Annotated in this window: 13 protein-coding genes; 4 read left to right on the top strand and 9 right to left on the bottom strand. The window is 35.6% G+C overall.

Annotation, left to right across the window (positions count from 1 at the left end; genetic code table 11):
- Window positions 1-26 precede the first annotated feature (26 nt).
- The 6 genes from LKE46_RS04190 to LKE46_RS04165 form a co-directional block, all read right to left on the bottom strand.
- Window positions 27-1,445, bottom strand: a complete 1,419-nt coding sequence (locus LKE46_RS04190; RefSeq protein WP_291718720.1) for a DHA2 family efflux MFS transporter permease subunit — start codon at window positions 1,443-1,445, stop codon at window positions 27-29.
- 101 nt (window positions 1,446-1,546) lie between these two features.
- Window positions 1,547-2,119, bottom strand: coding sequence for a TetR/AcrR family transcriptional regulator (locus LKE46_RS04185; protein ID WP_291718718.1), 573 nt, complete (start codon window positions 2,117-2,119; stop codon window positions 1,547-1,549).
- Between the two features lie 240 nt (window positions 2,120-2,359).
- Window positions 2,360-3,628: an MFS transporter gene (locus LKE46_RS04180; RefSeq protein WP_291718716.1), complete on the bottom strand. Its 1,269-nt coding sequence runs from the start codon at window positions 3,626-3,628 to the stop codon at window positions 2,360-2,362.
- A gap of 207 nt (window positions 3,629-3,835) precedes the next feature.
- Complete coding sequence (locus tag LKE46_RS04175; protein WP_291718714.1) at window positions 3,836-4,732, bottom strand: dihydrodipicolinate synthase family protein; 897 nt, start codon at window positions 4,730-4,732, stop codon at window positions 3,836-3,838.
- 28 nt (window positions 4,733-4,760) lie between these two features.
- Window positions 4,761-6,443, bottom strand: coding sequence for a dihydroxy-acid dehydratase (gene ilvD, locus LKE46_RS04170; protein WP_363316084.1), 1,683 nt, complete (start codon window positions 6,441-6,443; stop codon window positions 4,761-4,763).
- 26 nt (window positions 6,444-6,469) lie between these two features.
- Complete coding sequence (locus tag LKE46_RS04165; protein ID WP_291718710.1) at window positions 6,470-7,612, bottom strand: iron-containing alcohol dehydrogenase; 1,143 nt, start codon at window positions 7,610-7,612, stop codon at window positions 6,470-6,472.
- A 226-nt stretch (window positions 7,613-7,838) separates the two neighbouring features.
- Between LKE46_RS04165 and LKE46_RS04160 the strand changes: the two genes are divergently transcribed.
- On the top strand, window positions 7,839-8,615 hold the full coding sequence (locus tag LKE46_RS04160; RefSeq protein WP_291718708.1) for an IclR family transcriptional regulator: 777 nt from the start codon (window positions 7,839-7,841) through the stop codon (window positions 8,613-8,615).
- A 101-nt stretch (window positions 8,616-8,716) separates the two neighbouring features.
- Entirely contained in the window at window positions 8,717-9,421 is a 705-nt protein-coding gene (locus LKE46_RS04155; protein ID WP_291718706.1) for a lysozyme inhibitor LprI family protein, read from the top strand.
- Between the two features lie 58 nt (window positions 9,422-9,479).
- Here LKE46_RS04155 and splB read toward each other — a convergent pair whose 3' ends face one another.
- Entirely contained in the window at window positions 9,480-10,487 is a 1,008-nt protein-coding gene (gene splB, locus LKE46_RS04150; RefSeq protein WP_291718703.1) for a spore photoproduct lyase, read from the bottom strand.
- Window positions 10,488-10,678: 191 nt separating this feature from the next.
- On the opposite strand from splB, the gene LKE46_RS04145 reads away from it, so the two are divergent.
- Both LKE46_RS04145 and LKE46_RS04140 read left to right on the top strand, forming a co-directional pair.
- A complete protein-coding gene (locus tag LKE46_RS04145) occupies window positions 10,679-11,302 on the top strand; it encodes a TetR/AcrR family transcriptional regulator (protein WP_291718701.1) in 624 nt (207 codons plus the stop codon).
- Between the two features lie 26 nt (window positions 11,303-11,328).
- Complete coding sequence (locus LKE46_RS04140) at window positions 11,329-13,695, top strand: PEP/pyruvate-binding domain-containing protein (protein ID WP_291718699.1); 2,367 nt, start codon at window positions 11,329-11,331, stop codon at window positions 13,693-13,695.
- Between the two features lie 188 nt (window positions 13,696-13,883).
- On the opposite strand, the gene LKE46_RS04135 is transcribed toward LKE46_RS04140, so the two are convergent.
- Together LKE46_RS04135 and LKE46_RS04130 are read right to left on the bottom strand one after the other, a co-directional pair.
- Complete coding sequence (locus LKE46_RS04135) at window positions 13,884-14,732, bottom strand: undecaprenyl-diphosphate phosphatase (protein ID WP_291718697.1); 849 nt, start codon at window positions 14,730-14,732, stop codon at window positions 13,884-13,886.
- 10 nt (window positions 14,733-14,742) lie between these two features.
- On the bottom strand, window positions 14,743-15,561 hold the full coding sequence (locus tag LKE46_RS04130) for a nitroreductase family protein (protein WP_291718695.1): 819 nt from the start codon (window positions 15,559-15,561) through the stop codon (window positions 14,743-14,745).
- Window positions 15,562-15,617 lie beyond the last annotated feature (56 nt).

Below are 15,617 nucleotides of genomic sequence, written 5' to 3'. Positions count from 1 at the left end.
TTTAAACTGCTTAAAACTTGACTATTTTAATTGTGTTTTGTATCTTTGATTCGAAAAGAAACCAGAAAACCAATTATGGAAAGCACCAAAGCAAAATAAAATCCGTAATGGGACCCTTTCACAAATGCTTCCGCTTGATTTTTGCCGCCATCAGAAAAATAAAAAGTTTGTCCAATGCCAAGCATGCATGTGGCAATTGCAGTACTAACAGCACCTACTATCTGCTGCATTGTATTTATAATGGTACTTCCATCTCTTGACATGTTCTTTGGAAGTCCATTCAATCCACTGCTCTGTGCTGGAGACATTGCCAGTGGAATACCAATTGATAAAATAATATTGCAGAAAATTATATAACTAACAGAACTGCTGGTTGATGTAAAGAGCAATAAAAATATACCCACAATTGAAATAAAAAAGCCAATTTTAACAAGGTATTTTGCTCCAAATTTGTCATAAAGTGATCCTGAAATATAGGAAACAAAAGCATTGATCAGCCCTCCTGGAAGTAAAATCAAACCAGTAGTGGCTACTGGAATCATCAGCCCATTTTGAATGTACTGCGGCAACAAATACATAGCGGATAATACGATACTAAAATTCACCATTACCAGTACCGCCCCTGTTCGGAATTTTGAAATCTTAAGAGCTTTTAAATCAAGGACTGGAATTTCCATCTGCATTTGTCTTTTTGCATAAACTATAATAGCAATGATACCGATTATAAGTATCAAAATTACAGGAACAGAAAATCCAAATTCGCTAATTAGACTAACACCGAGCACTATACACCCAAAACCAATAATAGAAGTCAAGCAGGACATTCCATCAATTTTCGGTTTAGTTAATTTATAAGTATTTACCATATATATTGCTGTAAAAATCATGGCAACTGCTAATATAATAACAAATGAAAAGAAAATCCAGCGCCAGGAAAGCATTCCCAAAAAGATTCCCGAAAGAGTAGGTCCAATTACTGGTGCAAACATAATAACCAGAGAAGCTACTCCCATGGCAGAGCCAATTTTATTTGAAGGAAAAACTTCTAAAATAACTGAAAACATCATTGGGAGAACCATTCCTGTACCAATTCCCTGAATCATACGTCCAGCTAGAAGGAATCTAAAATCAAATGCAAATCCACTGATAAGGGAGCCGATCATAAATGCTCCCAGGGCAAAAATTGTAAGTTTTCTTACAGAAAAACATTTCATGAGCAAACTGGTAAAGGGCAGAACTATTCCAATAACAAGCATATAACCAACCACCAGCCACTGGGCAATTCCCATACTAATATTAAAAGTATCCATTAATTGTGGAAGTGCAATATTTAGAGATGTCTCACTGAACATACCACTAAATGTACCTAAATATAATCCCATCATAACCAGATATGGATGCTTTACATCAACTCTGGCTTTTGAAAATGTCTGTTGTTGTAGCATAATATCAAATCATCTCCTCAATATCTCTAAAAATAAAATAATTTTCTCTCTAATATTTAGACCAGTCTGTATAATTGAGTCAGATATTAATAGAACATATATTAATTCTTCTCCAACAAAACGCCTATAATATTACTAATTGTTAAAAGTGGAATAGAATCCTTTCTTGTAACAGAGAGTGTAATAGCCCCTTCAATCATTATTTCGATGGTCATACCTAATTCTTCAGCTTTCTGTTTTGAAAACCCATTTTGAAGCAATTTCTTGGTATATACATGACTTAGTGCTGTAAACGCATTTTTACAAGCTTCTCTCAAATTCTCGTTTGAATAATATGTTTCTAACGCTATCAAACTTATTGAAATATTCTGAAGCTTGTTTTCTTCTTCTAAGTCATTTATTATATTATTTATTAAATGCTTTATAGCTTTAATGGGATTTGAATATTTATTCAGAGTGTCTTCCAATCTTTTCATTATGGCCTTGCTTGCCAATTGAATTGCTTCTAGTGCTAATTGTTCTTTACCATCAGGAAAATAATAATAAAGAGAGCCCTTAGGTGAGTTGCTTTCTTTTAAAATTTGGTTTAATCCAGTAGCATTAAATCCATTGATTTGGAAAAGCTTAGTGGCAGTATTAAGTATTTTTTCTCTTGAATTATTTTCAGAATTCATAATATATCCTTTCACAAATAAGATTATAATAACTAGTCTATATAATAGATTATTATAAATTAGTCATTATGTCAATATAGTATTTGACAATTTGCTTCAGTCACCTTTCAGATTACATAAAATAATTTTTTAGATTAAATAAAAAATAGTAGTTACTACTTGTCGGCAGCATCTACTATTTTTATTTAATAAACTTTGGACTAACAGTTTTTTACGCAGCCAGGCCATACTAAAGCATAATTAAATTATTTTCTCATCAAGTTTTATTGAGGAATTAATCAAACATCCTATTATTATAGCAATTGTTAAAAAGTATATGCTGACGTTTGAATTCACAGCAACAGTCAACCATCCTACAAAATATGGTCCTATAAATCCACCCAGATTTCCAAGTGCATTTATAAATCCACGTGCACCACCAGCTTCACTTGTAGAAAAAATAAGAGGAGGCATAGACCAGAAACTGCTGTTATATCCTTGCAGGAAAAATCCACATAATATTAAAAATCCATATGAAATCCATATATTGCTTTTGAACTGAACTGATAGAAATAACGCTAATGCCAGCCCAAGCATAGGTACTGCTGTAAACATCTTACGCTTCATGGTTTTATCGGATAAAACTGAAAATATCCATATACCAAACAGTGTCCCAATGTATGGAAATACAGACAAAACACCTATTATTCCTATACCTGAATTTGTAAGCTGTTTTATTAAAGTTGGAAGCCACAGGAAAAATCCATATATTCCAACTTGATAACAAAAATAACTTAAAGTAAGCTTCCATAGCTCTGGATTCGCATAAATACTATTTTTATTATTTGAGTGTTTAATATTGCTGTCTATCTTTAACTGCTCTTGTTTTAGGCTGTCTAGAATCCAATCTTTCTCTCCCTCTGATATCCATTTTGCATCCTGCGGACGATCACTTATTAACGGATACCATACTAATATAAGTAAAAGTGCGAGACATCCTTCAATTATAAATACCCATCTCCAACTAGAAAATGATATAATCCATCCCGAAATAGGTCCTGTTATAATAGATGCTATAGCAAAATTCATCATAAAAAATCCATTTGCTCTTCCTCGTTCTTCATTCGGAAACCAGTGAGAAATAATGACAAGAACTGCCGGCCACACTCCTCCTTCTCCAACACCAAGCAAAAACCTTAGAATCAAAAGCTGCCAGACCGAGGTTACAAATCCACTCGTTATAGAAAGTACCGCCCATGCAACAAGAGATATACCAATAAATTTTTTTGCACTTTTTTTCTCAGCATAATTTCCACCTGGAATTTGAAGTATCATATATCCTACAAAAAATATTCCTGATGCCAATCCTGCTATAGTTGAAGTCATGCCCAATGACTTATCCATTCCTCCTGCAATTGCAAAACTTATATTTGTACGATCCATAAATGCAACTATATATACAAGAATACATGGAGGAATAATATGTTTCCAGCGTCCATTTGAAATCTTTTTCTCATTAACATAATCCATAATAATTTACATCCTTTCTTAATAATTTATACCGAGAAGCAATCCTTTTCAAAATTTCCATTAAAGTTTCAGTAGCTATAATACGATTTCATTGCTTACATGGTATCGTTATCTTCAAATCAAGAAATAAAGTTCTCTAAAGCACTCATTGAACCATAGGGAATCCCCTACAGATCAAATGAATGCAATAAGAATAAATAATAAAATTTATAATTTACTATACTCTTCCAGAACACTGTCCAAAAGAACTTCTGCCTTTTTGTACACTGTATTCTGCATCTGATCAAACGGGAAAATTGATTTTGTAGAAATATCTACTCCTCGATGAACCATCAACTTTTTGAATAGCAGTGAAAAGTTCGAGTCCATATCATAAAGCGGCATAAGTTTATGGATTAAATATGACATATGTAGTGATCGATCAAAATCCTTATTGTTGGACGCCTTAACCAAATCACTCCATATTTCCGGAACAATATTAGAAAGACCTCCGATACATCCATTTCCACCTGATGAAATATTATAGAGAAATTGATCGTCAAATCCGGAATATACAGTAAATGCATGTCCCTCTGCTTCAAGACAAATTAAGTTTGTATGATTCGGCTCTGAGACAGAATCCTTTAATCCAACGATATTCTTATTTTCCTCCAGAAGTCTTTTAACTGTTTGTGGATCAATGGAATGCCCTGTTCTGGCAGGGAAATTGTAAATATAGAGGTCACCTTTCAGTGCTTTTGCCAGAGTATCATAAAAAACAAATATTTTTTCCTGATCCAGACCATAATAATAAGGTCCGATTACCATAGGTCCAGCATATCCCATGGAATATATTTCATTTGTCAACTCTACCGTATCTTGAGAATTCATACAGCCGGTGCCTGCATATAGTTCAACACGATTATTGGTGTATTCGGCATAGAATTTAAAAAAGTCACTTTTTTCTTTTTTGGTAAGACCTGTAAATTCTCCAGTTGAACCAAGTACGAGAATACCATCCACACCTCCTTCAACCAGAAAATCAATAACCTTTTTATTCGCTTCATAATCTGGTTTTTCGTTATCATCAAAAATTGTTACAACAGGGGTAATTATCTTATACATACTCAATATCCTCTCTTATTATCAAACTTTATAGTAAATCATATTTCATAATTGCACCTTCAGAGCCTGATGCTGCAATCTTGCAATACAGCCCTAGATATCCACGTTTGAATTTTGGTTCCGGACGTTTCCATTCCTTTAATCGTTCATGAATTTCCTCATCACTGACAAGCAAATTCAGACTGCGGCTCTCTACATCAATTTCAATTTTGTCACCATTTTTTATAATTGCAATCGGTCCTCCTTCTGCTGCCTCTGGAGATATATGCCCTACAAAGCACCCATTGTTTGTTCCACTGAATCGTCCATCTGTTATTAATGCGGTTGATTTGGATAATCCACGTCCATATAAATATTTCATGGCCTTATACATTTCACGCATGCCGGGTCCACCTTTAGGGCCTTCATATCGAATAACAACTACATGCCCTTCATGTATTTTGCCTGATAAAATTGCCTCTTCTGCTTCTTCTTCCGAATTGAAACAGATGGCTTCCCCTGTAAAATGGTGTAAGCTCTTATCAAATGCTCCCGGTTTTGTAATTCCCGTATCAGGTGCTATATTTCCGCGAAGCACGGCAACACCACCCTCATATCCAAATGGTTCCTTCATGGTTTTAATTACATTTGAATTCTCCGGATACTGATATACATGATCTGCAATATTATCTGAAACTGTATGGCATGTAACTGTCATCTGATCAGTATTCATTATTGTCTGCATTTCGTCCATTAAACGTATAACTCCACCCGCCTGGTAGAAATCAATCATATTATATTTGGATGCCGGATTGATTTTTGCAATCTGTGGAGTCGTTTTTGACAACTCATCAAATTCTTCAAGCACATTAATATCCAGCTCAGCCTCATAGGCAATAGCTGTAAGATGCATTACAGCGTTCGTACTTCCGCTCATGGCAAGACATACTTTAATCGCATTTCTTATGCTCTCCTTGGTTATAATCCTGCGGGCTGTAATATTCTTCTGTACCAGCTCCACAATCTTGGTTCCCGTTTTTTCTGCAATGGCTAGACGTGCAGCAGAAGCAGCTGGTATAATTCCGCCATCAGGCAATGTCATTCCCAAAGCTTCCGATAATGAACACATTGTATTTGCAGTTCCCAGATAAGAACAGGAACCACATGTAGGGCATGAAAGATTTTCCAAAGATACATATTCTTTTTCGGAAATCTTATTGGCAGTCAACATTCCATAAGCTTCAGTGCTTGAAGTCTGATCCGACTTGCGGCCGTCAAAAACAATTCCTCCATCCATAGGACCACCCGGCAACAAGATGCAGGGTATATCCAAACGGGCTGCTGCCATCAGCATTCCCGGTACAATTTTGTCACAGGAGCCCAACAACACGATGCCATCGAACAAATTTATCTGTGCCATTGATTCAACAGAGTTTGCAATTAATTCCCTGGAAGGAAGGATATAATGCATTCCATCATGTCCCTGTCCCATGCCGTCACAACCTCCAATTACTCCAAACTCAACTGGTGTTGCACCTGCACGATATATACCATCTTTTACCCTCTGTGCAACCTGACGCAGATTAAAATGTCCGGGAACACATTCACTCCACGCATTTGCAATTCCTATCAAAGGCCTTTTCAGGTCATCCGTTGAAAATCCCATTGATTTCCAAGTAGCTCTGTAATATTGATTTTGCAGTCCACAAAGAATTTTTTTACTTCTTTTCACCACTTTAACTCTCCTTTACATTTTAATCATGCAATTTTCCTGAATAACTCTATTAATTTTTCCTTACTGAAAAATACTGGATTTGCGGCAGCACATGCGTCCTTCATGGCATTTTCAGCTAGTGTATCAAAATCAGGATCTGAAACCCCAACTTCTCTCAATGACTTCGGGATTCCAACTTCTTCAGATAATTTTTTTATACTGCCTATTACATAATCCACGCATTCCTCATTTGTGCTGTCATTTACATCATATCCAATTGTCTCCGCTATTAATCTGAATTTCTCCGGTGCACCCTTTGCATTTTCTTCTTCTACTACTGGAAGCAATATTGCATTGCAAACACCATGAGGTAAATCATATAATCCTCCAAGCTGATGAGCCATTGCATGAACATTACCTAATCCTGCATTGCTAAATGCAATACCATTCAAATAACAGGCATAGCACATCTGCTCTCTAGCTTCAATATCTTGTCCATTTTTTACTGCTCTAGGTAAAAATTTAAATATTTCCTTGATTGAATATAGTGCTGTCGCATCCGTTACATCATTTGCTCCATTTGCAACAACAGCCTCAATAGCATGTGTCAGCGCATCCATGCCAGTTGCAGCCGTCAATGATGCCGGCATGCTTACCATCAGCTCCGGATCATTTATAGTCATGTATGCAAGAGAATTGGTATCCACCATTATCATCTTGACATGGCGTTCTTCATCTGTAATTACATAATTAATCGTCACCTCGGCGGAAGTACCTGCAGTAGTGGTAATTGCCACAATTGGCAGGGACTTTTTCGTAGTCTTGTTTACGCCTTCATAATTCTTTATATTTCCACCATTTGTTGCCAATATAGCAATTGCCTTTCCACAATCCTGAGGGGAGCCGCCTCCAATACTTATTACCAGGTCACATTTCTCTTTTTTTAGAATTTTCAGCCCGTCTTCAACATTTTTTACTGTAGGATTCGGCTTTGCCTCATTATAAACAATATAAGCAATGCCGATTTCATCAAGAATGTTTGTTACCTTTTTCACAGTTCCATTTTGTGTAAGAAATTTGTCAGTTGAAATAAATGCCTTTTTGCATCCCATATTCTTAATTTGCTCTCCAGCATCATTTAAACAATCTTTTCCAATTAAATTAATCGGTGGTACATGATAAACCATAATTTTCCTCCATCCATAATTAAATTTTTTATAATATAACCTTTACATTAAATTTAAATATTTTGTTCGTATTTACGTACTTAATATGTAAATACGAACTTCATGTTTAAAATTTATCACTTTTCTACGCTTATGTCAATATTTATTTTAATATTTTATAGTAGAAATATTTTTTTGATTTTGATATAATAAATAATAATATAGAAAATAGCTGGGTGGGTAAATTATGACATCTAATGAACACAGACCAACAAAGCGTGTACTGGATATACTTGAACTTTTATCAAACAATAGTAATGGGATGACATTAACAGAAATATCAAAAGCTTTAGATGCACCTAAAAGCAGTATCATGCCGTTGGTTCATACTATGACTTCAAGAAAGTTTATTTATATGCAAAAAGAAACCTCAAAATATTTTATAGGTATCGCAACTTTTTCAGTTGGTTCTTCATATGACAACCATACAGGTGCTTTACAATTAATAAAAACAGAAATGAAAAATATTGTTTCTGTTATCAATGAAACATGCCAACTGGGTATCCAAATCCGGAATAATCTACTTTATATTGCAAAAGAAGATTCAGCAGAACCAATTCGTCTTGTATCTTATGTCGGCAAACAACTTCCACTGTATTGTACCGCCATAGGACGTGCTATACTGGCAGAAAAATCAAAAGAGGAAGTGTATAATTTATATCCAGAAGGATTAAAGGCTTTTACTCCAAACACCATCACCGACTGGGATAGATTATTTGAAGAATTAGAAAAGACCCGCGCTCGGGGATATTCAATCGAGCATGAAGAATCAACACCACTTGTGAATTGTATAGGAATATCATTATGCAGCAAGAAACAAACAATTGCTGCCCTAAGTGTATGTATTCCGACTTTTCGGTTTTCAGAAAAAAAATTGGAAACTACTATCAAAGTATTAAAGTCTTCAAAAAAGAAACTTGAAACCTATTTTCAAAACTGCAATATCGATCTGGGTAATTTATAATAGTCTTGTCATAATAGTAATCCACAAAAAAGGCTGTGGCATCAGCGTAAAAATTTGGATAAATTTAATATATCTATTTCTGAAGAAGGAATGATTATAAAATGAAAAAAATTATAGGAATTATAGTTTTAATTCTAGTTTTAGGACTAACTGGATGCCAAAATAGCACTATCAAAAGTGAAAACACTGAGTCAGCAAAAAATATTACAAAAAGTGAAAATACCGAATCGCCAAAAAGTACTTTAGAAAACAAAACTACCAGTTTAGAAAAAAGTCCCTCTGACAGTGAAAACTCTACGCCGTCAGAAAATACTGCAAAAAACAACCATGCTGAGTCACCAACTATAATAACAGACGATACTTCAAAAACTGAAGACAACACGAATCTCAATACTGAAGAGAAAAACAATTCCAACTCTGATCAGCCAAATGATAACTTGAATAAAGAAAATAAGAAACAAGAATATATAACTAAATTGGACAATATTGAATTAGGATTTAAAGATTTTAACAATACCGAGAAAACAGCAGAAGATATGATAGAACATGCAAATGAAAGATATAAACAGTGGAGCGCTGCTTTGAATGAAATCTATTATGACATATTAAAGGAACAATTATCAGCTAGTGAAATGGAAGATTTACAAAATGAAGAAATTCAATGGCTGGACAAAAGAGAGATTAAGGCAAAAGAAGAATCCTCAAAAATACAGGGTGGAACACTGGAATCCGTATCATATACCAATTCATTAGCTCAATCGACAAAGGAAAGATGCTATGAATTGGTGGACAAGTATATAAAATAATATCATTAATTCTACCCCAATACAAATATGGGCATACCCTTTTCTTTTCGTTAGGCACTCATATTATATATTTTATACTTGACTTATCAAAGTATTTTCTGATATTTTCTCTGAAAAACTCTCTCATATAATTCAATTCATCATCTATATATACATATTTGCCATATCCAAACTGACCATATTTAAATTTCCTGATTTCTTCTTCCATAGGCAGCATTGTTTTAGGATACACTGTTAAAATATTTTCTTTTGCCCTTCTGGTAAACCTATGGGATATTATTTCAAAAGAAATTGGTGAATTGCAAAAATTATTTCCTATCTTATCTATAACATTTCCATATTCAGTTTTCCAATTAGAGTACAAAAATACCGGTGCAATTATAAAGCCGACACTATATCCTGCATTTAAAACTTTTGCGGCTGCATTCATTCTATCTTTAAGTTCGGGAGTTCCGTGTTCAAATTTACTTATTATTTTATCTGTATTTATGCTGAATCTTATGGCAGTTTTTCCATTGTGATTTAAATTGAGAAGATTATCTACATCAGTAAATTTAGTCACAAATTTAAAATACCCACTTTTACTTTTTCCAAAATGCAATATACATTTCTCCAAATTACCTGTATAAGACTCAACAGGAACAGGATCAGAAGTTGCTGCACCTTCAAATACTGTTATATCCGGCAGTCTCTCTTCAATATATTTATCTGCCCTGCTCAATATTTCATCTATATTTACATAAACCTTTGTATACGGCCTTTTGCTCATTTGAGTATTAAGATAACAATATTCACACATTCCCATGCAGCCGCTTGTCAATGGCAATTGATAATGTGCAGACGGCTTACAGGATTGAAACTTATAGGGCTTTCTAATTCCCACTACCAACGTATTCTTACCTTGAAAGTACATTTCAGGAGCTGTATTCCCTGGTATCTGCGTTATTCTTCCACTTTTAGAAAATACCAATTCCACATTTTTATTTTTAAAATATTCCATTATCTTTTTCCCTGTTTCATACTCCAGGGCTGCATTTTGAAATATAACTCTTTTAGGACAAAACAATATAAATTCACCTCAGAAATATTATGTGACTATAATTAAAAATAATACCTTAAATAGCAGCAATTGCAACAAATAGATATAAAAATTATTAAGCCTGCCTTTTTATAAAAAGTTATAGACTATTCTGGTCGATGATGTTATAATGTATTACAGACCAGTTAGGTCGATAAATTGAGTCAGGAGGTCGCCATATGTTTGAAAAGTTTCATGCACTGGAACCCCATAAGCAAAATAGAATACTCAATGCAGCAATGAAGGAATTCAACTTAAGGGGTTACAAGAACGCATCCACCAACAATATAGTAAAAGAAGCCAGTATAGGCAAGGGAATGCTTTTTCACTACTTCCACAGTAAAAAAGATCTATTTTTATATCTATACGATTATTCAGTAAAAACTTTGATGAATGAGTTTTATGGAAAAATAGATTTGAGTGAAAGAGACATCCTAAAAAGGCTGAGACAGGTGATTGTCATGGAATTTACCCTGATAGGCAGATATCCGGATATGCTTGACTTTGTAAAGTCCGCATACTTCGAGGAATCAGAGGAAGTAAAAGATGAGCTGGATACAAGAAACAGGAATTATATTGCCAGTGGAAGCAGTAAAGTGCTGCAGGATGTGGATGTTTCCAGATTTAAAGCTAATGTGGATAAGGACCGGGCTGTTCATGTAATTATGTGGACTCTGGAAGGTATTTCTTCAAGAGAACGGGGAAAATTAAAAGTTTCCTCCTTGAATGAATTGAATTATAATGATTTTTTGGCGGAAATTGACAGTTATCTGGATTTGTTCAGAAACACTTTTTATAAATAATAATTAAGAAAGGAACTTATATAATTATGAGTAATATGATAAAAAGTTTCAAGAACCTGACTTCCGATGAAAGGTCTCTTGCAGGCGGTAAAGGTGCAATGCTTTCAAGAATGTATCAGGATGGATATCCGGTACCGGAGGGATTTGTGGTTTTACCCTCTGCCTTCCATGAGAATAAACTCAGGGATGAGGCCTGGAGTGAAATACAGAGTCTGCTGAAAAAAATCAGGAATAAAAATGCAGGCTGCCTGTTTGCAGTCAGGTCCTCTGCATTAAGCGAAGACTCTGCAGCAGCTTCCTTTGCAGGAGAATTTGAAACAGTTCTCAATGTGAATACAGATGATGAGATAAAAAAAGCTATTTATACAGTATTTGAATCAAAAGAGTCGGAGAGAGTGAAAGCTTATACCACTGTACAGGATATGGACCAGTCCCATCAGATTGCAGTAGTTATAATGTTGATGGTTCCATCTGAGATATCCGGCGTATTGTTTACTGCAGATCCAATTACCGGGAGCCACCAAAACATGTCCGGCAATTATGTATATGGATTGGGAGAGCAGCTTGTATCCGGAGAATCCAATGCATATCCCTTTAAATTATTTAGACCGGGTGGAAAGTACGAAGGCCGGAAGGATTTTAAAAAATATTCTTCAAAATTATTCAGATATGCCTCCAGATTGGTAAAAGACCTTGGATGCCAGCAGGATATTGAATGGGCAGTTTCCAAAGACAAACTATATATACTGCAGGCAAGGCCAATTACCACCCTAAAAGCATATAATCTGGACACCTATGAGATGAATGCTTCTCTGGACGGGGACTATCTATGGACAAATACCAATGTAGGCGAAGCCATGTCTGATGTTTTCACTCCCTTAAGCTGGTCTGTAATAAGAGCCCTTGATGAGGAACAATCAATCATTCCCAATTATTATCTGTTTTCAGGTAATATATGCGGAAGAATGTATTCCAATGTCAATGTGGCGTTGTCCATGTATAAGGCATTTGGCCGGGATTATAAACCGGTGCTCAAAAAAATGAACTATATATTTGGAAAAACCACAAAGAACATGGATATTCCCATATATCCCTTTTCAGGTTTGCAATTATTAAAGGCTATGCTTCCAAGAACAGGACATATGTTAAAATGCTCAAGAAAAATTTCAAGATCAATACCTCTCTATATAAAAGATACACCTGCATGGTGCAGAAATATTAAAAAACGTATAGAACAGGTAAATGACGGGAATGAATTACTTGAATTATGGGAAGAAGAACTCTGGCCCTATAACTGTAAAATATTATTGGCAGGCCGCTATGCACCCAGGAAAAAAATAATGGCCCTGTTTAAACTCAATGAAAAACTTCCAGAGCTTTTGGGAAAAGAAGCTGCAGGTATTTTGCTTTCCAGTTTAGGCGGCAATTCCAGCCTTGAAAGCCTTGGTCCTGTTGTTGGAATCTCAAAAATAGCCAAAGGAAAAATGACCAAAGAAGAATTCCTGTTAAGATATGGCCACAGAAGTCCTCATGAATTTGAATTATCCATACCGGATCCATCAGAGGATAAAATGTGGTTGAAAAAACAGATAGACGAAAATAAAAAAGCTGGGATAGATGCAGAAAGTCTTTTAAAAAACCGGGAAAGCCAATATATTCGTGAAATGAAAAATCTAAAGGAACGTTTCCCCTCTAAATACGATCAGATAAAAAAACAGATTGAAGACGCCCGTGAGGGAAGTTCTATCAGAGAGGCACTGCGCTCAGAATGGACCAGAGTATTCAGAGTAAACAGGACTTTTGCACTCAAAGCCAGCCAATTAACAGGCATTGGCGGCAATGTGTTTTTTCTGTACATTAATGAAATCCTGAATTTATTGACAGGAGACAGATCGGCTTTGGAACACATACCTGCAAGGCGAAAAAATTACGACAGTTACAGAGCTCTGCCTCCTCTTCCTTCTATTATCAGAGGGCGCATAGATCCTTATAAATGGACCAAAGATCCAGATAGAAGGGTGGATTTTTACGATTTTACCTCACCTGCTGATACAGTGAATTCAAATTCCGAAACATTGAAGGGTTTCCCTGGAGCCGCCGGCAGAGTTGAAGGATTGGCTCGAATTCTCAAGAACCCGGAAGATGGAGATCTTCTTCAGCCCGGTGAAATATTGGTAGCATCAACCACCAACATAGGCTGGACTCCCATATTTCCGAAAGCCGGAGCTATTGTTACGGATATAGGTGCACCATTATCACATGCGGCAATTGTAGCCAGAGAACTCGGTATTCCAGCAGTTGTTGGATGTGGTAATGCCACTTCAAAACTTAAAACCGGTGATAAAGTTTTAGTTGACGGAAGTCGTGGAGAAATTCAGATTTTAGGTAAATAACTGCATGTAAATATACTCGGATTTTCCGGACTTACCTGCCATGCAATTACAGAAGTATAGAAGAAAATAAATTTTAAGGCAATCAGCTTTATTCTGCTCAAAAGAAGTATTACATTGAACCTGTCAAAAAAACAGTCAATATAATACTTCTTTAATTTTGAATAACTTTTTAAAACAAGCTTACCCTGCTAATGAAATATCCCTGTAAATCCTGCAGCTAATACCACCACCGCAAATATCATTCTATATACCGCAAATATTCTCATAGGTTTCTTTTTCAAATACAGGATAAATCCGTTGACTACTATCAAAGCCACTAAAAATGATACCAGAAATCCTACAGCAAGAGATATTATTTCCACAGATGTAAGGTTTGCCATACCGCCAATCTTCAATATCTCCAGGGCGCTCATCCCCACCATAACCGGAATTGCCAGGAAAAAGGAGAATTCCGCAGCAGCAATCGTAGAAAGTCCTGATAGCCATCCACCTATAATTGTTGAAGCCGAACGGGACATTCCTGGAATTATGGCCAGGCATTGAAAGGTGCCGATTATCAGGGCCTGCTTTGCTGTAACATCCAATCCGCTGTCTCCGGCACTTTTATTCCTGAATTTATTCTCAGCATATATCATCCATATACCGCCTAGAAACAAAGTCATTGCCACAGATGCCGGTGTAAACAGATATTTGTCTGCCAAATCACCCAATAACAGCTGACAGATAGTTCCGGGAATGCAGGCAATAAATATCATGAACCAAAATTTAAATCCAGATTTTTCATAACCAACTTTATGAGGAAGAAAATTTACAAGAGTTTCTTTTATTTTCTTCCAATACAGTATCACCACTGCCAGTATGGCTCCAAGCTGTATAACATATGTGTACATCCCAACATAAGTAGGGTTGTCTCCTCTAAATCTCATTAAATTTTCAAAAACCACCATATGTCCTGTTGAAGACACCGGCAGGAACTCCGTTATTCCCTCTACTATTCCCAATATTATAGATTTTATTATCAAAAATATACTGTCCATATAATCCTCCCTATTTCCAGGTCACATCCGCCTGTTTTCGTGGAACCGTTCTAAAATATCTTACATCAGGATATCCTATTATCATGCAGGTTACAAGTTCTTTTCTTCTTTTAATCTTAAGAAAATCAACAATATCTTTGCTCTCACTTGCTGCTTTTACAAAAAAGCCGCTAAAAAGGACTCCAAGTCCCAATGCATTAGCAACAAGTTCCATATTTGAGGATGCCAGTGCCGCATTTACCTGTGATGAAGCTGTAACAGCAATCACTACCGGTGCATTAAAAAATATCCTGTCATTTTTAGGATTTTGTCTGTAGGCTTCACACATTTTTATCCATATTTCTGCATACCTCCTATATAACCTGGCCTCAGGGGTTTTACTTTCAAGGACACTATGAGCCATCCTTTCCATATTTTTAAATGTAAGATCTTTCAATTGTTTTAAATTATCTCTTACAACTATATAGGATACATCCTGTGCATTACTGCCTGTTTCAGTAAATCTCCCGGCTTCTATTATCTTGTCAATCTTCTCCTGTTCTACTTTTCTGTCTTTGAACTGCCTTATGCTCCTTCTGAATTTTATGAAATTCAGCATGTTATCTGCATCTATTGAGAAATTTTTTACATCGTATTCTTTTACATCTCCCATGTCATATTCATCCATGGATACAGCCCCTTTGGGACAGACTGCAATACAATGTCCGCACTTTATACAATAGTTGTTATTGAGTTCTGCCTTATCTCCATTCATCTCTATACACATGGGAAAACAGTCCTTAACACACTGTCCACATCCTATACATCTTTCACTATCTATTTTTATCATTTTTAGTCCATCTCCCTTTTTCGATTCTCAGGCACAAATATTCTGCCACTTTTATT

It is taken from the genome of Clostridium sp., assembly GCF_022482905.1.
GTDB lineage: Bacteria > Bacillota > Clostridia > Clostridiales > Clostridiaceae > Clostridium_B.
The sequence above is the reverse complement of the archived record's forward strand: the minus strand, read 5'-3'. Positions and strand labels throughout refer to the sequence as shown.